Origin of the sequence: Streptomyces botrytidirepellens, assembly GCF_003721215.1 — a bacterium.
In the GTDB taxonomy this organism is placed as follows: Bacteria; Actinomycetota; Actinomycetes; order Streptomycetales; family Streptomycetaceae; genus Streptomyces; species Streptomyces himastatinicus.
The window spans coordinates 1-18900 of sequence record NZ_RIBZ01000164.1 but is presented as its reverse complement, the minus strand read 5'-3'; the positions used below and the strand labels follow the sequence as shown (position 1 = coordinate 18900).

Sequence of the window (18900 nt, the reverse complement as noted above, 5' to 3'; positions counted from 1 at the left end):
CCATCATGTTCACCGTGGTCGTCACCGACTACGAATTCGCCGACCTCGAGCCCGAGCGGCAGGTCCTGGAAGCCGCCGGACTCACCGTCGTCCCCGCCCAGGCCCGCACCGAGGACGAGCTGATCGAGATCTGCGCCGACGCCGACGCCGTGATCAACCAGTACGCCCCCGTCACCGCCGAGGTCATCCGCCACCTGACCCGCTGCCAGGTGATCTCCCGCTACGGCATCGGGCTCAACACCATCGACGTCCCGGCGGCGACCGCCGAGGGCATCGCCGTCGCCAACGTGCCGGACGGCTCCCTGGAGGAGGTGTCCGACCACGCCGCCGCGCAGATCCTCACCCTCGCCCGGGGACTGCACCGCTACGACGCCGCCATCCGCCGCGGCACCTGGGACTACACCGTCGCGAAACCGCTGCGGCGGCTGCGCGGACGCACCCTCGGGCTCGTCGGATTCGGCCGCATCCCGCAGCGGCTCGCCGAGAAGATGGGCGGCTTCGGGATGACCCTCCTCGCCCACGACCCTTATCCCGACGTCTCCCGGGCGGCGGCGCTCGGCGTCCGGCTCGTGGACCTCGACACCCTCTGCCGCGAGGCCGATGTGGTGTCCGTGCACGCCCCGCTGACGGCGGAGACCGAAGGGATGATCGGGCCCGGGCAGTTCGCCGCCATGAAGCCGACCGCCTGCCTGGTCAACACCGCCCGCGGCCCGGTGGTGGACGAGACGGCGCTCATCGAGGCGCTGCGCTCGGGACGCATCGCCGGAGCCGCGCTGGATGTCTTCGCCCACGAACCCATCGGGCCCGACAGCCCGCTGGCACGGTGCGAGAACGTGGTCCTCACCCCGCACACCGCCTGGTACTCGGAGGACTCCGAGATCGAGATCCGTACGAAGACCGCCCGCAACGTGGTAGAAGTCGCCCAGGGACGGCTGCCCACCTACCTGGTCAACCACGACGTCGACCACCGTGTCATCGCCGCCCCGCACAGCATCGCCCGGTGACAGGAGGACACTGATGACGCCCACGACAGCGGTGGCCACGGTCTGCCTGTCGGGAACCCTGGACGACAAGCTCACCGCCGCCGCCGACGCCGGTTTCGCCGGAGTGGAGATCTTCGAACCCGACCTCGTCGCCTCCCCGCTCGCCCCCGCCGCGATCCGGGACCGCTGCGCCGACCTCGGCCTGTCCATCGACCTCTACCAGCCCTTCCGCGACCTCGACTCCACCTCGCCGGACCGCTTCGCCGCCAACCTCGGCCGCCTGGAGCGGAAGCTGGAGGTCATGCGGCAGCTGGGCACCGACACCCTGCTGGTGTGCTCCTCGGTCTCCCCGGACGCGGTCCCCGACCCCGATCTGCTCGCCGGGCAGCTGCACACCGCGGCCGGGCGCGCCGCGGACCACGGCATACGCATCGCTTACGAGGCCCTCGCCTGGGGCGCCCACGTCAACACCTACGAGGCGTCGTGGGACGTGGTCGCCCGCGCCGGCCACCCGGCGCTCGGGCTGTGCCTGGACAGCTTCCACATCCTCTCCCGCGGCTCGGACCCGGCGGGCATCCGGGACATCCCCGGCGAGAAGCTGCTCTTCCTCCAGCTCGCCGACGCGCCCCACCTCGACATGGACGTCCTCCAGTGGAGCCGCCACCACCGGCTCTTCCCCGGCCAGGGCGCCTGGGACCTGTCCGCGTTCCTCACCCACGTCCTGGCCGCGGGCTACCGCGGACCCCTGTCGCTGGAAGTCTTCAACGACGTCTTCCGCCAGGCCGACCCGGGCCGCACGGCCATCGACGCCCACCGCTCGCTGCTGGCGCTGCGGGACGCCACCGCCCGCCGCGCACATGTGCAGTCGGCGGGCGCCGTACCGGCCGTGCCGACGGGGTCCGTGCCCACCGGCGTCGCGTTCGCCGAGGTCGCCGTCGACGCGGAGTCCGGGCCGCTGATCGCGCGGGCGCTGGACGGGCTCGGCTTCACCCACACCGGCCACCACCGCACCAAGCCCGTCCAGCTGTGGACCCAGGGCGAAGCCCGGCTCCTCCTCAACACCGGCGTCACCCGCCCCGGCGGCGCGATCAGCGCCCTGGGCCTGCACACCGCCGACCCGGGCGCCTCGGCCGCGCGCGCCGAAGCGCTGCTCGCACCGGTCCTGCCGCGCACCCGGGGCCCGGCCGAGGCCGACCTCGCCGCCATCGCGGCCCCGGACGGCACCGAGGTCTTCTTCTGCGGCACCGGGGACGACTGGCTGGCCGACTTCACGCCCGCCGCCGAGGCGCCGGACCGGCCCGGCGCGGGCGTCACCCGCGTCGACCACATCGCGCTCACCCAGCCGTTCGACCACTACGACGAGGCCACGCTGTTCTACCGCGCCGTCCTCGGCCTCACCCCGCAGCCCACCGCCGAATACGCCGCCCCCTTCGGCCTGGTCCGCAGCCGGGCCTTCACCGACCCCGCCGAGCGGGTCCGCATCGCGCTGTCGGTCACCCTGCTGCGCCGGGGCGACTGGGCGCCGCCGGTCGCCAGCCCCCAGCACATCGCCTTCGCCACCGACGACATCGTGGCGACCGCCCGTGCCGTGCGCGGCCGCGGAGCCCCCCTGCTGGCCGTCCCGGACAACTACTACGACGACCTCGACGCCCGGCTCGGCCCCGACCCGGCGCTCCTCGCCGACCTCCGGGAGCTGGGCATCTTCTACGACCGCGACGCCGACGGCGCGTTCCTCCACTGCTACACGGAGATCCTGGGCGGCGCGGTCTTCTTCGAACTCGTCCAGCGCGTCGGCCGGTACACCGGCTACGGCGCCCCCAACGCCCCCGTCCGCATGGCCGCCCACCGCACCGCCCGCCTCGCCCTCGCCCAGGCCGGTCCGGATCCGGCGATACGGAAGCTACGGTAGCGTTCGGGACACCGACGGATATCGATGGATACTGACGGACACCGATGGACACCATGGACGGAGTGGGAGCGATCGCTGGGAGAGGCATGGCACGCACGACGGGCGGCGGACGGTCCTCGTCGCTGGCCTCCGAGGTGGCACGCCGCCTCCGCGCGGCCATCGTGGACGGCGAGTTCGACCTCGGCGAGGCGCTCTCCGAGGACGGCCTCGCCTCCGTCCTCGGGGTGAGCCGCACACCGGTCCGCGAGGCCCTGCGCATGCTCCAGCTCCAGGGCCTGGTCGAGATCGTGCCCAAGTCCGGGACGTACGTCTTCCAGCCCACCGAGGACGAGATCTTCGAGCTGTGCGAATACCGCACCACCCTGGAGATCCGCGCCGCCCAACTCGCCCTCGAACGCAACCCGGACGCCGCCCTCGCCGCCATGCGCCGCGCCGTCGAGGCCATGACCGACGCCCTGGCGGGCAACAACACCAAGGCGTACGGCATCGCCGACACCGCCTTCCACGAGGCGTTCTTCGCCCACTGCGGCAACCGCTACCTCAGCGACGCCTACCAGATGAGCCTGGCCCGCGTGTCGGCCCTCCGCGTCCACCTCACCTTCCTCGCCACCACGGAACCGGCGCGCTCCTTCGAGGAACACCGGCGGATCGTCGAGATCTTCGCCGAAGGACGCCTGGCGGAACTGGAGGAGATCCTGAAGGCGCACATCATGCGGACGCGCGAGAACTACGTGCTGGCGCTGCGCGACCGTGCCGCCCGCGACACCGAGTCCAAGGCGGCGGGCCTCCGCCGCAAGCTGGGCCTGTCCAGCTGACTGCTCACTGCTTCCAGGGGATCGTCAGCCAGGGGCTGGTGGGGTCGGTGGTGAGGATGCGATGCGCTTCCAGCATGTCCTGGTACCAGCTGCCGAATTCCTCTTCGTCGAAGTGGAGGCAGCGGCCCAGGATGTAGGACGCGGAAAACTCTTCCCAGGAACGGTAGTTGGCCCGGCCGAGCCTGCCGGCACGGAGGATCGCGTTCTCGGCTTCCTGCTGGTCGCAGTAGCGGGCTCCCAGCCCCCAGCGGGCCATTCCGACGGCCCGCCCGTAATCCCATGCCTCCACGGTGGGGATGAACTTCCCCTCCGCCAGCAGCCCGTCGGCGCGGAAACGCTTCTCGTAGCGGGCGATCCGGCCGATGAGCCGCTGCACTCCCGCGATCTGCGCCGTCACGTCGGCGCTGTCCCGGGGGCCGACCTTGGTCACCCCGTCGGCGCTCAGCCGGTACTCGGTCCCCTCGGCGCCCCGCCGCAGCACCTGTTCGGCCGCCTTACGCCACTGGTCCACCTCGACGTGTCCGCCGAACTCCCGGGACAACGCCCGCCGGACGCCGAGTACGAACTCCCAGGTGCCGCTGACCTGGTCCGCCTCCAGCAGCTGCTCCTGGCAGCTGCGCCACTCCTCGCGGCTCGTGATGCCCCACCACTCCTTGAGCCGCCGTTTCTCACCGGTGTAGCCCGTGCCGTGATAGGCCCTGGTGTTCCACAGATCACCGTTGCTGACGGACAGCAGCCCGATCAGCCCCAGCCCGTGCGCCAGCGCTCCCGAGGCCGCCATGTCTCCCTCCAGGGCGCGCAGTCGCATGTTGTCGTGGGACCGGCCGCAGTCGCATTGCGCGAGGCGCTGCACATGCTGCCGCCACAGGGCGCGATGGGCCGGTGTCGCGGGGAAGAACACCTCGCACGGGCTTCCCGGATTGACCACGATCCATGAGATGGCGCTGTCCTGCCAGCTGTCCGCCAACCAGTCCAGGGAGGCGTAGGTGAACACGGTCTCCGGGTCGGGAGCGGGCAGCATGCCCTCCGTGAGGAGGGGCAGGCAGTTGGTCCGCACCTGGGAGTACCAGTAGCCGTGTGACCGAACCCTCCCCGGATGGGCGTCGACCCACTCCCGGGATTCGGCCATGAAGAGATCCGCCTCGGCCAGCGCGTCGAAGAACGCGGGCCAGTCACCGCGCAGCTTGGCCTCGTACAGCGTCCGCTCGACCGCACCCGGCGCCTGCCATGCGGGCGGCGCCTGGTGTTCCGTCCGGCCGATCGCGATTCCCTCCCCGTCACCCATGACAGGAGACTCTATCGAGCGCCGGCGGCCCGGCTTCCCCTACCCCGCGATCACCATCGCGAGGACGTACGCGACGAACGCGGCGGGCAGCAGCCCGAACAGGGCGCCCGCACGGAGGAAGAGGGGCTTGCCGGGGGCCAGCCGGGAGGCGAAGGGATCGGGGCCGGGGCCCGGCAGGTCCTCGATCTTCGCGTGCACCCGCCAGTTCAGCAGCAGGGTGACGGGGTTGAACAGCAGCGCGGACAGCGGATGCCACCACCCCTGCCACAGCGTCAAGGCGGTGTGCTTCCGGAGCAGCGCCGTGCCACACGTCCGGCAGAAGTGCCCCTTCCGCTTCCGGAACAGCATGAAGAGGACCAAGCCCTGGTGGTGGCGGATCGCCATCTCGGCCGCGGGAGACCCGCCGCACATCTGGCAGGCGAGCTGCTCCGGCGCGGCGTACGGGGCCTCCGGCCCGGCCTGGCGCGCCGACGGGGCGGGGCGAAGGGGATATCCCGGCAGCGGCGGCCGGTCGGTCACGGGGTGCCCCGTTCCGTACCCCGTACCGGGAACCGCGCCATAAGGGTTGCTGCCGGGCAGTGTCGGCGGCGACAGAGACTTCCTCACGGTGTCACCCTATGCGACGCCGTGTGGGTGGCCGAGGTTGCCCGTACGGGGCCGGACGCACCGGCCCCGTACGGGTGTTGTCGTCACTTGGGGGCGGCGTCCGCGCGCATCATCACGCAGTCGAACTCCACCACGCGTCCCGTGGTGTCCTCGCGTGTCACCGGGTACATGCCCGTGATCCCGAAGCCGCTGTCCTCGTACGCGGCGATGGCCTCGCTCATCGCGGGGCTCCCCTCGTAGAGCCGCAGCACCGCGACCTCCGACTGCAACCCGACGAACTCCTCGATCCGGTCCCCGGCGCCCGCGAACACCTCCAGGTCGTAGCCCTGGGTGTCCATCTTCAGATAGGGGCGGGGGTCGGTGAGACCGGCCAGCGCCTTGTCCATCACGCTGTCCAGCCTGCGGATCTCGATCTCCTCCGTACGGTCCTTGGCGAACCGCCGGTAGCGCTCCTTGCCGTAGTCGCTGGCGCCGAGCAGGGAGTTCATGGTGGCCCAGCCCACGTGCATGGACTGGGTGGCCTCCTCGCGCCCGAGGGCGAAGGGGAACACCCACCACTCGGGATCGTCCTTGGCGGCCTTCTCCAGCTTCGCGAAGGCTTCCTCGGTGGGCTCGAAGGAAACGATTCTGCCCGTATAGCCGAGCTGGCGCAGGCGCCTGCCGTACTGACCGGCGTTGGCCCCCACGTCGAAGACGCAGTTCACCTGGTATTTCTCCAGCAGCCCGGCCACATGGTGGCCGCACAGATACGTGGCGGCCGCCAGCTGGAGCGTCCGTTCGTCGGAGCCCGCGTCGTAGAGCAGATGGGCACCGGTGTCGCCGAGGCGCACGTTCGTCCACGCGCCGGAGGGGTCGCCACGGCCACGGGCCACCACCCAGGTGTCCGGCCGCACCCGTGTCACGGCATAGCGGCCGCCGCCGCGTGTCACCAGATCGGCCTCCCGGCCCACCGCGACGCGCTTCCGCTTGCCGCGCCGGGAGAGCACCGCGGTGCCCGAGCCGAGGTCGAGCACCTGCACGCCGAGCCGGGGAAGCACATTCAGCAGACTTCTGTAAAGGGTTTGCATCCAGACAGCCTCGCAGGTCTCAGCCGTCTCGGCTTCCCCTTACGGCCAATTGATTGATTTCTCTCTCGTTCCCTGGGCTCGGCCTGCTGTTTTTTAAGAAAAAGTGTGCCAAGCGGCCCGGCCTGCGAGAGCGGCCGGGCCGTGCTCGGGTTAACGGGAGGTGGCCGAAATTGGCCGGGATGGGGCAGCCGTGGCCGCTGCCCGATGTGCCCCGGCGGTGGTGGTCGCCCGGACGGTGGTGACCGTCCGGGCCGCGGTGGTCAGAGCGCCGGGCCCACCCGGAACCAGTCGAACTCCGCCGCGCCGCTCCGGCCGGCGGCCGCCGGTCCGGTGGCGAACAGTCCCACGGTCGCCCCGATCCAGGTGCCCGCGGTCGCCGTGAACGGCGCGCCGAGCGGAGCGAACCCCCGGCCGTCCGTGTCGGCCGCGAACCGGCACACCGCGCCCGGGCCCACGGTCACCCGCAGCCGCACCGCGGCGCGCCCCCTCCCCAGGGGCATCGGCGGGGCGGCGTCCACCTCGGCGGCGTCCTCGTCGGCGGTGCGGCACACCAGGACGATCCGGTCGCCGTCGTGGCGCAGGCCCGCCCAGCAGTACGTCGCGCCCAGCATGACCAGCCCGGCGCGGGCTTCCGCGGTCCTGGTGGACAGGGTCATCGAGGTCGTCGCCGTGAAGGACTCGGCGGGCAGCCGCTGGCCCAGTACGTTCGGCAGCAGCCGGAGGTCATGACCGACCGAGCTGGGCCGACAGGCCAGCGCGAGCCGGCGGGGGAAGTGGCGGAACGACCACCAGGCCGGGTCGGCGTTCGCCTGCCAGCTCCACTGCGTCCCCAGCTCCGGCCCGGTGAACTCGTCGCCGGTGGCGGGCGCCGTCACCCTCGTCCGGCCGTGGACCCGTGGCTTGGTGTGCACCAGCACCGGGGTGCCCCGGCCGCTGCCGTCGTCGTCGCCCATCACCGGCCAGCCGTCGGGGCGCCACCGCATCGGCTGGAGGTGCACCACCCGCCCGTAGGCCCCGCGATCCTGGAAGTGCAGGAACCAGTCCTCGCCGCCCGGTGTGCTCACCCACGCCCCCTGGTGCGGCCCGTTGACGGGGCTGTCGCCCTGGGCGAGCACGATGCGGTCCTCGTACGGGCCCTGGATGGAGCGGGAGCGGAACGCCGACTGCCAGCCGCTGGTGACGCCTCCGGCCGGAGCGAAGATCCAGTACCAGCCGTCCCGCTTGTAGAGTTTCGGCCCCTCCAGCGTGGTGTAGCCGGGCAGTTCGTCGCCGTTGACGACGATGCGGCCCTCGTCGAGCAGGGCGGTGCCGTCGGGGCTCATCCGGTGCAGCGTCAGCCGGTTGTTGATGCCGCTGCGGCTCTTCGCCCAGGCGTGGATCAGATAGGCCTGCCCGTCGTCGTCCCACAGCGGACACGGATCGATGAAGCCCTTGCCCGGCTTGAGCGGGTGCGGTGTGCTCCACGGGCCGCGCGGATCGGTGGCGGTCACCACGAAGATCCCGAAGTCCGGGTCCGGATAGAAGATCCAGAACTTGCCGTCGTGGTGGCGCAGGGCCGGGGCCCACACCCCTTGGCCGTGCCGCGGTTCGCTGAAGTGGTCCCGGGGCAGCAGCTCGGTCAGGGCGTGCCCGATCACGGTCCAGTTGACCAGGTCGGTGGAGCGCAGGACGGGCAGTCCGGGAATGCGGTTGAAGGTGGAGGCGACCAGGTAGAAGTGGTCGCCCACCCGGATCGCGTCGGGGTCGGACCAGTCGGCGTTGAGCACCGGGTTCTGGTAGCGGCCGTCTCCCAGGTCGGCCACCCAGGGCAGCCGCCCCCGCGCCCGGGCGGCCTGCGCGCCCGCTCCTTGCGGGCCTTCGGTGGCCGCCTCGGCGCGGGCGGTGCCACCGGCCGCGCCCAGTACCGCCGACGCGGCCGCCGCGCCGAGGCCGGTCCGTATCACGTGCCTGCGACTGTGCTGGCTCACCGTTGTCTCCGCATCTCGACATCTCGAACGGGGATGAGTACGTGTACTCGTTCCAGTAAGCGCTTACCGGCAGGAGTGTGGCAGCGGGGGAGTTTATGGGCAAGAAGCCCGGACATTCTGATCTTGCGTCAGATCAACCTGGCTGAGCGTCACATGATGCGCACCGGGACAATGGGGCGCGCACGGTCCGCGCAGTCTCGGTCAAAGGAAATCGGATGAACACTCACGACTACGTCATCGTCGGCGCCGGCTCCGCGGGGTGTGTGCTGGCGGCCCGGTTGTCGGAGGACCCCGAGGTCCGGGTGGCGCTGATAGAGGCGGGAGGGCCCGACACGGCGGAGGAGATCCATGTGCCCGCCGCCTTCCCCCAGTTGTTCAAGGGCGAGCTCGACTGGGATCTCCATTCGGGCCCGGAACCGGGGCTGGGTGGCCGCCGGGCCTATCTGCCCCGCGGCAAGGTGCTGGGCGGCTCCAGTTCCATCAACGCGATGATCTATATGCGCGGCAACCGTGCCGATTACGACGGCTGGGCCGCCGCCGGGGCCACCGGCTGGTCGTACGGCGAGGTGCTGCCGTACTTCCGGCGCGCGGAGGACAACGAGCGCGGTGAGAACGTGTTCCACTCGGTGGGCGGGCCGCTCGCCGTGAGCGACAGCAGGTCCTGCCACCCGCTCGCCGGCGCGTACATCGAGGCCGCCGTGCAGGCCGGACACCCGCGCAACGAGGACTTCAACGGCCCGACCCAGTTCGGCGTCGGGCGGCATCAGGTGACCCAGCGCAATGGCATGCGCTGTAGCGCGGCCGTCGCCTATCTGCACCCCGTGCTGGGGCGGCCGAACCTCACCGTGTTCTCGTCGGCCCGGGCCCACCGCGTGCTGATCGAGGGCGGCCGGGCCGGGGGAGTGGTGGTGGAGCGCGGCGGCGCGGTCGAGGTGATCCGCGCCGAGCGTGAGGTGATCCTGTCCGCGGGCGCCTACGAGTCCCCGAAGCTGCTGATGCTGTCCGGGATCGGGCCCGCCACCACGCTGTCGTCCTTCGGCGTCGACGTGGTGCGCGACCTTCCGGTGGGGGAGGGCCTCCAGGACCACTACATGGCCCTGCTGAACTTCCGTACCGATGTCGAATCGCTGATGACCGCGGCGACCCCGGAGAACGCCGCACTGCTGGCGAACGAGGGGCGCGGCCCGCTGACGTGCAACATCGGCGAAGCCGGTGGCTTCTTCCGCAGCCGGGACGGACTGGAGGCCCCGGATGTGCAGTTCCACATGGCGCCGGTGCTGTTCCACCAGGACGGGCTCGCCCCCGCCACCGAGCACGGGTTCGCGCTGGGCCCGTGTGTGCTCGCCCCGACCAGCCGCGGCCGGGTGACACTGGGGTCCGCGCACCCGGAAGCCGAACCCAGGATCGTGCACAACTACCTCATGACGGCCGAGGACCAGCGCTGCATGGTCCAGGGCGTCCGCATCGCCCTGCGGATCGCCGCACAGGACGCGTTGACCCGGGTCACGACCGGGCCGTTCGACGTGCCGGACTCGGACTCCGACGCGGATCTGCTCGCCTTCGCGCAGCGGGCCGGGCAGACGCTCTACCACCCGACGTCGACCTGCGCCATCGGCTCCGTGGTCGACCCCGAGCTGCGGGTGTTCGACGTGGCGGGGCTGCGGGTCGTCGACGCCTCGGTGTTCCCGACGGTGCCCAGGGGGAACACCAACGCGCCCGTCATCATGGCCGCGGAGAAGGCCGCCGACCTCATCCGGGGCTTCCCCGCGGCGATACGCTGACGCCTCCCTCGTCCGCACCCGTACGGCGCGGTTCAGCCGTTCCAGCTCTCGTCGTACGGGTCGCGCGGGGCCGGGACCGGTGTGGCGCGGCTGACGTCGATGTACGGGATGACACCCCCGCCCACCGGATCCTTGGTCCGCTTGCCGGTGTAGGTGCCGGTGACTTCGAGCCAGGTGTCGGGCCGCAGGACCGGGGGAGTCCGCCCGGACAGGCCGACCTTGACGGGCTGTGCGTCGGCGGCGCAGCAGTTGAGGGCCATGCGCACGAGATAGGGCGCGCCACGGCGGTCGAGGGCGACGAAGCCGGTGATCCTGACGTTCCGGTCGCGGAGGGAACGGCCGTGGTCGTAGACCGCGCGGCCCGCGTAGTCGGCCACGTTGAGGGAGAGCGGGTCGCGGGCGGGGAGGGTGGGGAAGCCCCAGGGCGGCCGTTGCAGCGCCGTGCCCGTGTGCATGGCGCTGTAGGAGCCCAGCGCGGGCGGGGCGACCAGGATGAGGGCGAACAGGGGCAGCACCAGCAGCCAGGAGACACGTGGTTCGCGGTGGCCGTGCCCGTCGCCGTGCTCGTCGCCGTGCTCGTGGCCGTGGCGCTGGTGCCGCAGTTCGTACCAGACGGTGGCGACGGCGGTGCCGATCAGGACGACACCGGCCGCGAGCAGCAACGGCCGCAACCCGGCCTTGACGTACCGCAGATAGAGGTCGGTGAACCCGGCGTGCAGCACGGCCACGCCGAGGAGGAACAGCACCGCTGCCTGGGCCTGTCGGTTCACAGCAGCACCGCCCCGACCAGCGCCGACGCAAGGACGGCCACGGCGAAGGTGGCGGGGGCGAACCGCAGGGCGAACCCGCGGCCGAACGTACCGGCCTGCATGGCGAACAGCTTCAGGTCGATCATCGGCCCCACGACGAGGAACGCCAGCCGGGCGGTGAGCGAGAACTGCGACAGCGACGCGGCCACGAACGCGTCGGCCTCGGAGCAGATCGACAACACCACCGCGAGGAGCCCCAGGGCGAGGATCGCCACCACGGGATTCCCGGCCGCCGTGTGCAGCCAGCTCGCGGGCACCACGGCCTTGAGGGTGGCCGCGGTCATCGCACCCACGACCAGGAAGCCACCGGCGTGCATCACGTCGTGCCGGATGGACCCCCAGAACGCCGCCCCCTTGCCCAGGCCGTCGAGCGACGGGTGGGCCGGTGGCCGCATCCAGTCGGTGCGGCCCAGCCGCTGCCACAGCCAGCCCATCACGCACGCCACGAGCAGGCTCGCCGCGAACCGGGCGAGAACCATGCGGGGTTCGCCGGGAAACGCCACGGCCGTGGCGGTCAGCACGATCGGGTTGATGGCGGGGGCGGACAGGAGGAACGCCAGGGCCGCCGCGGGGGTGACACCCCGTCGTACGAGCGCCCCGGCCACCGGCACGGAGGCGCATTCGCAGCCGGGCAGCACCGCCCCGGCCACCCCGGCGACCGGCACCGCGAGGGCGGGGCGCCCGGGCAGCGCGCGGGCGAAGAACGACGGTGGCACGAACACCGCGATGACGGCCGACAGCAGCACACCGAGGACGAGGAACGGCAGGGCCTGCACGACCACCGCCACGAACACGGTCATCCAGCTCTGCATCACCGGCGCGGACAACGCCCCGCGGACCGGCCCCTGGAGCGCCACCACCAGGACCAGCAGCAGGGTCAGCACGAGGGAGGAGTTGAACCGCCGGGCCCGGGGATCGTCCGCGTCGTCCCGGCGGCCGCCCCGGGCCGGGGGCGCTTTGGTGAGGGTCACGGGTGAGGTACCTCCGGCGTGGAAGAGCGTCGAGGGTGGCTTCCCTCGCCCTTCAGTACGCCGATTCGGGCACGGCTTCTCACTACGACAGCGTCTGCTCGGCCCAGATGACCTTTCCGTGCGCGGTGTAGCGGGTGCCCCAGCGCCAGGCGAGCTGGGAGACCAGGAACAGGCCCCGCCCGCCCTCGTCGGTCAGCTCGGCCCGCCGCAGATGGGGCGAGGTGCTGCTGCCGTCGGACACCTCGCAGATCAGGCTGCGGTCGCGGAGCAGGCGTATCCGTACGGGAGGGGCGCCGTACCGCAGGGCGTTGGTGACCAGCTCGCTGATGACCAGCTCGGCGGCGTAGGCGGCGTCGTCCAGCCCCCAGTCCCGGATCCGCTGGGCGCAGGCGGCGCGGAGCGGGGCGACCGCCGCCGGGTCGGCGGGCACCTCCCACTGGGCCACGTTCTCCGGGGCGAGCAGGCGGGTACGGGCCACCAGCAGGGCGGCGTCATCGCTCGGACGGGCCGGGAGGACGGTCGAGAACAGCTCCTGGCAGGTGTCGGCGGGGCCGCGGTCCGGGGCGGCGGCGAGGGTGCGGCGCAGGAGGTCCAGGCCGGTGTCGTGGTCCCGGTCGTGGCTGGCGACCAGTCCGTTGGTGTACAGGACCAGGCGGGTGCCCTCGGGTACCGGCAGGTCGGTCGCCTCGAAGGGCTCGCCGCCCAGGCCCAGCGGCGGTGAGGCCGGTACCTCGGGGGTCCGCACGGTGCCGTCCGGGCAGGCCAGTACGGGGCCGGGGTGACCGGCCCGGGCCACGCTGCACCGGCCGGAGACCGGGTCGTAGATCGCGTACAGACAGGTGGCGCCGGTGATGCGCGCGCTGTCGGGGTCCGTCTCGCGCTCCAGGTCGAGCCGGGCGACCAGCTCGTCCAGGAGGGCGAGCACCTCGTCGGGGGGCAGGTCCAGGGCCGAGAAGTTCTGCACCGCGGTGCGCAGCCGGCCCATCGTGGCCGCCGCGTGCAGACCCTGCCCGGCCACGTCCCCGACGACGAGGGCGACCCGGGCTCCGGGGAGCGGGAGCACGTCGAACCAGTCCCCGCCCACCCCGGCCCGTGCGGGCAGATAGTGGGACGCCACGTCCACGGCGTCCTGGTCGGGCAGCGCGCCGGGCAGCAGATTGCGCTGGAGCGTGGTGACCATGGTGTGCTCGCGCGTGTAGCGGCGCGCGTTGTCGACGCACACCGCGGTGCGCGCGGCAAGCTCCCCGGCGATCACCAGATCCTCGTCGTCGAACGGCCCGCTCGGCCGGGTCCGGCAGAAGGTGGCCACGCCCAGCGGAACGCCGCGGAATCGCAGCGGAACCGCGATCAGCGAGTGGATCCCCTGGTCGAGCAGGCGCCCGGCCTCGGCCTCGCACCCGGGGGGCCGCTCGGCGGCATCGCTCAGATCGGCGCACAGGACCGCCTGCCCGCTCTCCAGCGCCTGGCGCTGCGCCGACGACGGTGGAGGGACGGCCTTCTCGCCCGAGCGGAAGAGCGGGTGCCCGGGCGGTACGCCGCCGACCGCCGTACGGTGCAGTACGCCGTGCGGCGCCGCCGGTTCCTCGCCCCGCAGCACCGGCTCCAGCAGTTCGACGGTGGCGATGTCGGCGAACCGGGGGATGGCCACCCCGACCAGCTCCTCCGCGGTGCCGCTCAGCTCCAGGGTGGAGCCGATCCGTACCCCGGCGTCGTACAGCAGCCGCAGCCGCTCGCTCGCGGCCTCGGCGCGGCCGGACAGCGCGCGCAGTTCGGTGGTGTCCCGCAGCGTCGCCACGCTCCCGGCGGGGCCGCCCGCCCGGTCGGTGGACCGGATGTTGACGGCCAGCAGCCGGTTCCCGGCCGCGTGCACCTCGTCGGTGACGGGCTGCCCGGCGGCCAGCAGCCGGGCGAGCCGCGGTTCGAGGCCGAGTGCGGTGGCGCGCCGTCCGTCGATGTCGGGGGTCAGCTGGAGCAGCCGCCGGGCCTCGTCGTTGACCAGCAGCAGCCGCCCGTCGGCGTCTATGATCAGCACGCCTTCCCGGACCGAGTGCAGCACCGCGTCGTGGTGGGCGTACATGCGCGTCATCTCGGCGGGCCCCAGGCCGTGCGTCTGCCGCCGCAGCCGCCTGCTGGTCAGCGCCGTCCCGGCCGTCGCCAGGGCGAGGGCTCCGCCGCCCGCCCCGAGCAGCAGCGGCAGCTGGCGGTGCACCTCGCCGTTGACGCTGTCGATCCGGACCCCCACCGAGACCCCGCCGGCCAGGGCGCCGTCGGCCGTGGTGACGGGGACCGCCGAGATCACGGAGGGGCCCTGGCTCGCGCGGAAGGTCCGGGCGACCGTCTTTCCGGCGAGCTCCTCCCGTACCACCTCGTCGGGGCCGACGATCCGCTTGCCGATCAACGCCGTCTCGGGGTGGGTGAGGCGCATCCCCTGCCGGTCGAAGACCACGACGCTGTCGACGCCGGTGCGCCTGCGCACCTCCTCGGCGCGGGGCTGGAGCAGCGCCGTCGGGTGGTCACCGGCCATGGCCTGGGCGATCCCGGGCCCCTCCGCGAAGGTTCTGGCGACGGCCAGCGACCGCTGGCGCGCCTCTCCGGTGGCGTGGCTCCGGGCTTCCAGCGCGAGCGCCGCCACCGCCAGGGAGACGAGGACGAGGGTGAGGAGGACCTGAAGGATGAAGGCCTGTCCGGCGAGGCTCGGCGCCCGTGACAGCGTCCGTATTCGGCCCTGGACCATACGAGCAAAATTGCTCATGTCGGCATTTATAACATTCCTTTCCGGCCACTCGACAGGGCCAAGATCATGCGGGGTCGGCTGCCCGCCCTCGATGCGCGAAGGATCATGTTCCGGCCGATCCGTGGCCGAGCGCAATACCTGGTCACCGGGTAGTCCTTCGGCGTGATTCCGGCCGTGCCCCGGAGAGGTGCGTGCCGCGCGCGATGTGTGTCTGGCTTGTTAACGACATGCTCCTGGGCGGTACCGCAGCGTAGCCGTGCGCAACGCTTAGGATCACCGCATGGTCACGGCCCGGTCGCGTTTCGGCATCCGGTGGGCTCGCGTGGTGGCGAGCCCACTGCGTTTGCTGTGCCTGGCCGCGCTCCTGCTGGGCTTCGTCTCCCTGCACGCGGTGAGCGCCGAAGCCGTATCCGGGCATCTGACCGGCTGCGCGTCCTCTCCTGTGGCGTCTCCTGTGGTGTCCGCCCCGCATGGCGAGACGGGGGAAGAGGCCGAGGAGCCCGGGGTCGCAGAGCCCGGGGCCCCGGGGCATCATCACGACGACGAGGCGTCCCACTCCGCGCACGAGTGCGTCCTCGCACAGCCCGAGCAGGGGCCCGAGGTCGCGGCCCCGTGCCCGGCCCTCCCGGCCGAGGGCGCGACCGGTGCCGCCGGGCACACGCCGTCCTCGCGCCCGTCCGCGGCCACGGCGGCCGGTGCCACGCCGCCCGATCTCCACCGGACCGCGGTGCTGCGCATCTAGTACGGGCCGGTATCGGACCTCGTCGACGCCCTCGCACCTTTTCCGGTGACCGCGGTCACCCGTCATCGGTGTGCGGCGCGATGCGTCCCGCGCCGTGATGGCGCCGTCGTTTCCTTGCCGATTCCAGTCCGCCACCTCCCGCGCCACGCGGCGGGAGGGCGGCCGCCGTGCGGAGAAACCGTGCCGATCCCTGCCCCATGCCCCCATGCCCGGGCCGCTCGCCGACCGTTGTGGCCCCGCCGACTCCTGGCGTTCGTCCTGGGCGCGCTGCTGCTGACCGGACCCACCTGCCTCGGCCACCCCGTCGGCGCGGAACACGCCCACGGCCAGCGCGTCGCGCACGACTCCCGGCAGTCCCCGGCCGCCGAAATCGCCGAGACCGCCGGGCAGCCGTCCGCCGACGGTCCCGAGGGGCCCGAGCACTGCGCGCCGACGCCCCGGGAAAAGTCCGGCCGGGCCGCGCAGCCGTCGGTACGTGCCCTTCCCGCCACCACCGCCGCCACCGCCGTTGTCTGCCGGACCGTGGTCCTCGCGGTGGCCCCGGACCGCCCGCACACGCTCTCCCCACGAGCGCCGACGGTCAGATCCACCCTCTGCTCGACCAGTCGGTGGCGCATATAGGAGCCGTCGTCGTGGCCCGCGCCCCGGTTGCCGCCCCCGGCAGCCGGACGCGGATCGGTGCAGGCCCCATGAGGCCGCACCGTGCCCGAGATGAGCATCCGACGAGCCATCAACCACCGAAAGCGGACAGATGCGATCTCTGACCCTCAACGATGCCACCCCCACCGTCCCCGGACTGTCCGGGCTGGTCGGCAACACGCCCGTCCTGCGGGTGTCCGAGCCCCTGGCCCCGGCCGGGCGCGGCTTCTGGGCCAAGCTGGAGGGTTTCAACCCCGGCGGCATCAAGGACCGGCCCGGTCTGCACATGGTCGAACGGGCGCGCGCCCGCGGGGACCTGCGTCCCGGCGGCGCGATCGTCGAGTCGACCAGCGGCACGCTGGGGCTCGGCCTCGCCCTGGCCGGTCTGGTGTACGGCCATCCCGTCACCCTCGTCACCGACCCCGGCCTGGAGCCGTCGATGACCCGGCTGCTGACCGCCTACGGCGCCTGGGTCGACATGGTCACCGAGCCCCACCCGGAGGGCGGGTGGCAGCAGGCCCGCCGCGACCGGGTGACCGAACTCCTCGCCCGCGACGCCGGTTCCTGGTGCCCCGACCAGTACAACAACCCCGACAACACCGCCGCCTACACCCCGCTCGCCCTCGAACTGGCCTCCCGGTTCGGCCACATCGACATCCTGGTGTGCAGCGTGGGCACCGGCGGCCACTCCGCGGGCGTCTCCCGCGTGCTGCGCCAGCTCTACCCCGAGATCACCGTGGTCGGGGTGGACACCATCGGCTCGACCATCTTCGGGCAGCCCGCCCGCACCCGGCTGATGCGCGGCCTGGGGTCGAGCATCTACCCCCGCAACGTGGCCTACGAGAACTTCAGCGAGGTGCACTGGGTCGCCCCGCACGAGGCCGTGTGGACCTGCCGCCAACTGGCCTCGTCGCACTACGCCACCGGCGGCTGGAGCGTGGGCGCGGTCGCGCTGGTCGCCGGGTGGCTGGCCCGTACCCACCCCTCGGACGCCCGGATCGTCGCGGTGTTCCCGGACGGCCCGCAGCGGTATCTGGACACCGTGTACAACGACGACTACTGCGCCGCCAACGGCCTGCTGGACCAGCCGCCCGCGCCCGAACCGGACACGATGGGACACCCCGGCGAGCGGGAAGTGGCCCGCTGGACCCGCTGCACCTCCGTGGTCGACCCGCTCGACCCGGGCGACCCGGCCGGTCCGTCCCGGTCCGCCGCCCCGGCCGCACCGGAGGCCGCCCGATGAAGGCCACCATCACCCAGGTGCGGTCGTACGAGCGCAGCGTCCAGCTGTTGATGGTGAACCAGTTCACCATCAACCTCGGCTTCTACATGCTCATGCCCTATCTGGCCGCGCATCTGTCCGGGACGCTCGGGCTCGCCGGATGGCTGGTCGGACTCGTGCTGGGCGTACGGAACTTCAGCCAGCAGGGCATGTTCCTGGTCGGCGGCGCCCTGGCCGACCGGTTCGGCTACAAGCCGCTGATCGTGGCGGGGTGTGTGCTGCGCACCGCCGGGTTCGCGACGCTCGGGCTCGTGGAGTCGCTGCCCGCGCTGCTGGCCGCCTCCGCGGCCACCGGACTCGCCGGGGCCCTGTTCAACCCGGCGGTCAGGGCCTATCTGGCCGCGGACGCGGGGGAGCGCCGGGTGGAGGCGTTCGCCCTGTTCAACATCTTCTACCAGGCCGGAATCCTGCTCGGCCCGCTGGTGGGCATGGTGCTGACGGGCGTCGACTTCCAGGTCACCTGTCTGGTCTCGGCCGGGATCTTCGCCGTGCTGAGCGTCGTACAGATCCGGTCGTTGCCGGCCCGCCGCGCCGATGACGGCCCGGAGCCCGGGCGGGAGAGCCGCGAGCGGGTGCTGACCCAGTGGCGCGGGATCCTGGCCAACCGTCCGTTCCTGCTGTTCTCCGTCGCCATGATCGGCTCGTATGTGCTGTCGTTCCAGGTCTATCTGGCCCTGCCGCTGGAGGTACGACGGCTCGGTGGCGAAGGGGAGTTCGGCACCGCGGCGGTGGCGCTGCTCTTCGCCGTCTCCGGGTTGAGCACCATCGTCGGCCAGACCCGGGTGACCGCGTGGTGCAAGGCCCGCATGGCGCCCGGCCGGGCCCTGGGCTGGGGGCTGGCCCTCATGGGGGTGGCGTTCCTGCCGCTGCTGGTGGCGACCGCGGTGCCCGTGCCGGACGGCGGGCCCGGACGGTGGTTCCTCGCGGCCGTGCCGCCCGCGTTGGCCGCGTTCCTGCTGGCGCTGGGCACGATGATCGCGTACCCGTTCGAGATGGACACCATCGTCCGGCTCTCGGGAGAGCGGCTCGTGGCCACCCATTACGGGCTGTACAACACCATCTGCGGCGTCGGCATCACCCTCGGGAACCTGCTCACCGGCGCGTCGCTGGACGCGGCACGCGAGGCGGGTATGCCCGCCGTCCCGTGGATCGTGCTGCTCGCGCTCGGCCTGGCCTGTGCGGCGGCGCTCTTCGGACTGCACCGCACGGGCCGGCTGGCACCGGCGGTGCCCGAACCCCGCCCCGCGGCGGCCTGACCCGGTCCAGACGCAGGGGGGCGCCCCCGCCGGTGGCCATGACCGGCCACCGGC

General features: G+C 72.5%; 15 protein-coding genes. 8 read left to right on the top strand and 7 right to left on the bottom strand.

Translation table 11 applies throughout. The features are described 5' to 3' along the window. Nucleotides 1–5 precede the first annotated feature (5 nt). The 3 genes from EEJ42_RS12365 (at nt 6) to EEJ42_RS12355 (ending at nt 3707) form a co-directional block, all read left to right on the top strand. Nucleotides 6–1004: a C-terminal binding protein gene (locus EEJ42_RS12365; protein ID WP_123099996.1), complete on the top strand. Its 999-nt coding sequence runs from the start codon at nt 6–8 to the stop codon at nt 1002–1004. 13 nt (nt 1005–1017) lie between these two features. Further along, the gene (locus EEJ42_RS12360; RefSeq protein ID WP_123099995.1) at nt 1018–2892 is read left to right on the top strand and encodes a bifunctional sugar phosphate isomerase/epimerase/4-hydroxyphenylpyruvate dioxygenase family protein; all 1875 of its coding nucleotides are present in this window, start codon (nt 1018–1020) and stop codon (nt 2890–2892) included. Nucleotides 2893–2978: 86 nt separating this feature from the next. Continuing rightward, the gene (locus EEJ42_RS12355) at nt 2979–3707 is read left to right on the top strand and encodes a GntR family transcriptional regulator (protein WP_246096396.1); all 729 of its coding nucleotides are present in this window, start codon (nt 2979–2981) and stop codon (nt 3705–3707) included. Nucleotides 3708–3711: 4 nt separating this feature from the next. On the opposite strand, the gene EEJ42_RS12350 is transcribed toward EEJ42_RS12355, so the two are convergent. The 4 genes from EEJ42_RS12350 to EEJ42_RS12335 form a co-directional block, all read right to left on the bottom strand. Continuing rightward, nucleotides 3712–4992 carry a DUF1266 domain-containing protein gene (locus EEJ42_RS12350; protein WP_123099994.1) on the bottom strand — a complete coding sequence of 427 codons (1281 nt, stop codon included), beginning with the start codon at nt 4990–4992 and terminating at the stop codon, nt 3712–3714. A gap of 39 nt (nt 4993–5031) precedes the next feature. Next, entirely contained in the window at nt 5032–5598 is a 567-nt protein-coding gene (locus EEJ42_RS12345) for a hypothetical protein (RefSeq protein WP_148081928.1), read from the bottom strand. 83 nt (nt 5599–5681) lie between these two features. After that, nucleotides 5682–6665 (bottom strand): FkbM family methyltransferase, encoded by a 984-nt coding sequence (locus EEJ42_RS12340; protein ID WP_123099992.1) that lies wholly within the window; start codon nt 6663–6665, stop codon nt 5682–5684. A 260-nt stretch (nt 6666–6925) separates the two neighbouring features. Continuing rightward, nucleotides 6926–8458 carry a glycoside hydrolase family 43 protein gene (locus EEJ42_RS12335; protein ID WP_123100000.1) on the bottom strand — a complete coding sequence of 511 codons (1533 nt, stop codon included), beginning with the start codon at nt 8456–8458 and terminating at the stop codon, nt 6926–6928. Nucleotides 8459–8847: 389 nt separating this feature from the next. On the opposite strand from EEJ42_RS12335, the gene EEJ42_RS12330 reads away from it, so the two are divergent. Next, entirely contained in the window at nt 8848–10413 is a 1566-nt protein-coding gene (locus EEJ42_RS12330) for a GMC family oxidoreductase (protein ID WP_123099991.1), read from the top strand. A 32-nt stretch (nt 10414–10445) separates the two neighbouring features. Here the strand turns inward: EEJ42_RS12330 and EEJ42_RS12325 are convergent, their stop codons facing one another. The 3 genes from EEJ42_RS12325 to EEJ42_RS12315 all read right to left on the bottom strand — a co-directional run bounded on the left by EEJ42_RS12325 (nt 10446) and on the right by EEJ42_RS12315 (nt 14945). Next, complete coding sequence (locus EEJ42_RS12325) at nt 10446–11183, bottom strand: TIGR03943 family putative permease subunit (RefSeq protein ID WP_123099990.1); 738 nt, start codon at nt 11181–11183, stop codon at nt 10446–10448. Then, nucleotides 11180–12193 (bottom strand): permease, encoded by a 1014-nt coding sequence (locus EEJ42_RS12320; RefSeq protein WP_123099989.1) that lies wholly within the window; start codon nt 12191–12193, stop codon nt 11180–11182. Before EEJ42_RS12320 ends, EEJ42_RS12325 begins: the two co-directional genes overlap by 4 nt. Before the next feature lie 82 nt (nt 12194–12275). After that, nucleotides 12276–14945, bottom strand: a complete 2670-nt coding sequence (locus EEJ42_RS12315; RefSeq protein ID WP_123099988.1) for a SpoIIE family protein phosphatase — start codon at nt 14943–14945, stop codon at nt 12276–12278. Nucleotides 14946–15207: 262 nt separating this feature from the next. Here EEJ42_RS12315 and EEJ42_RS12310 point away from each other — a divergent pair, with 262 nt between their 5' ends. From EEJ42_RS12310 to EEJ42_RS12295, 4 genes are all read left to right on the top strand, one after another. Beyond that, the gene (locus EEJ42_RS12310; protein WP_123099987.1) at nt 15208–15669 is read left to right on the top strand and encodes a hypothetical protein; all 462 of its coding nucleotides are present in this window, start codon (nt 15208–15210) and stop codon (nt 15667–15669) included. Between the two features lie 180 nt (nt 15670–15849). Continuing rightward, the gene (locus EEJ42_RS12305; RefSeq protein ID WP_148081927.1) at nt 15850–16290 is read left to right on the top strand and encodes a hypothetical protein; all 441 of its coding nucleotides are present in this window, start codon (nt 15850–15852) and stop codon (nt 16288–16290) included. 130 nt (nt 16291–16420) lie between these two features. Then, a complete protein-coding gene (locus EEJ42_RS12300) occupies nt 16421–17551 on the top strand; it encodes a PLP-dependent cysteine synthase family protein (RefSeq protein ID WP_123099985.1) in 1131 nt (376 codons plus the stop codon). After that, nucleotides 17548–18846 (top strand): MFS transporter, encoded by a 1299-nt coding sequence (locus tag EEJ42_RS12295; protein ID WP_123099984.1) that lies wholly within the window; start codon nt 17548–17550, stop codon nt 18844–18846. The genes EEJ42_RS12300 and EEJ42_RS12295 overlap by 4 nt, the downstream gene beginning before the upstream one ends. Nucleotides 18847–18900 lie beyond the last annotated feature (54 nt).

Excerpts from the sequence above, each read along its gene's own strand:
- EEJ42_RS12365 (WP_123099996.1), top strand. The coding sequence starts at position 6 with ATGTTCACCGTGGTCGTCACCGACTACGAATTCGCCGACCTCGAGCCC.
- EEJ42_RS12360 (WP_123099995.1), top strand. The coding sequence starts at position 1,018 with ATGACGCCCACGACAGCGGTGGCCACGGTCTGCCTGTCGGGAACCCTG.
- EEJ42_RS12355 (WP_246096396.1), top strand. The coding sequence starts at position 2,979 with ATGGCACGCACGACGGGCGGCGGACGGTCCTCGTCGCTGGCCTCCGAG.
- EEJ42_RS12350 (WP_123099994.1), bottom strand. The coding sequence starts at position 4,992 with ATGGGTGACGGGGAGGGAATCGCGATCGGCCGGACGGAACACCAGGCG.
- EEJ42_RS12340 (WP_123099992.1), bottom strand. The coding sequence starts at position 6,665 with ATGCAAACCCTTTACAGAAGTCTGCTGAATGTGCTTCCCCGGCTCGGC.
- EEJ42_RS12330 (WP_123099991.1), top strand. The coding sequence starts at position 8,848 with ATGAACACTCACGACTACGTCATCGTCGGCGCCGGCTCCGCGGGGTGT.
- EEJ42_RS12315 (WP_123099988.1), bottom strand. The coding sequence starts at position 14,945 with ATGAGCAATTTTGCTCGTATGGTCCAGGGCCGAATACGGACGCTGTCA.
- EEJ42_RS12310 (WP_123099987.1), top strand. The coding sequence starts at position 15,208 with ATGGTCACGGCCCGGTCGCGTTTCGGCATCCGGTGGGCTCGCGTGGTG.
- EEJ42_RS12300 (WP_123099985.1), top strand. The coding sequence starts at position 16,421 with ATGCGATCTCTGACCCTCAACGATGCCACCCCCACCGTCCCCGGACTG.
- EEJ42_RS12295 (WP_123099984.1), top strand. The coding sequence starts at position 17,548 with ATGAAGGCCACCATCACCCAGGTGCGGTCGTACGAGCGCAGCGTCCAG.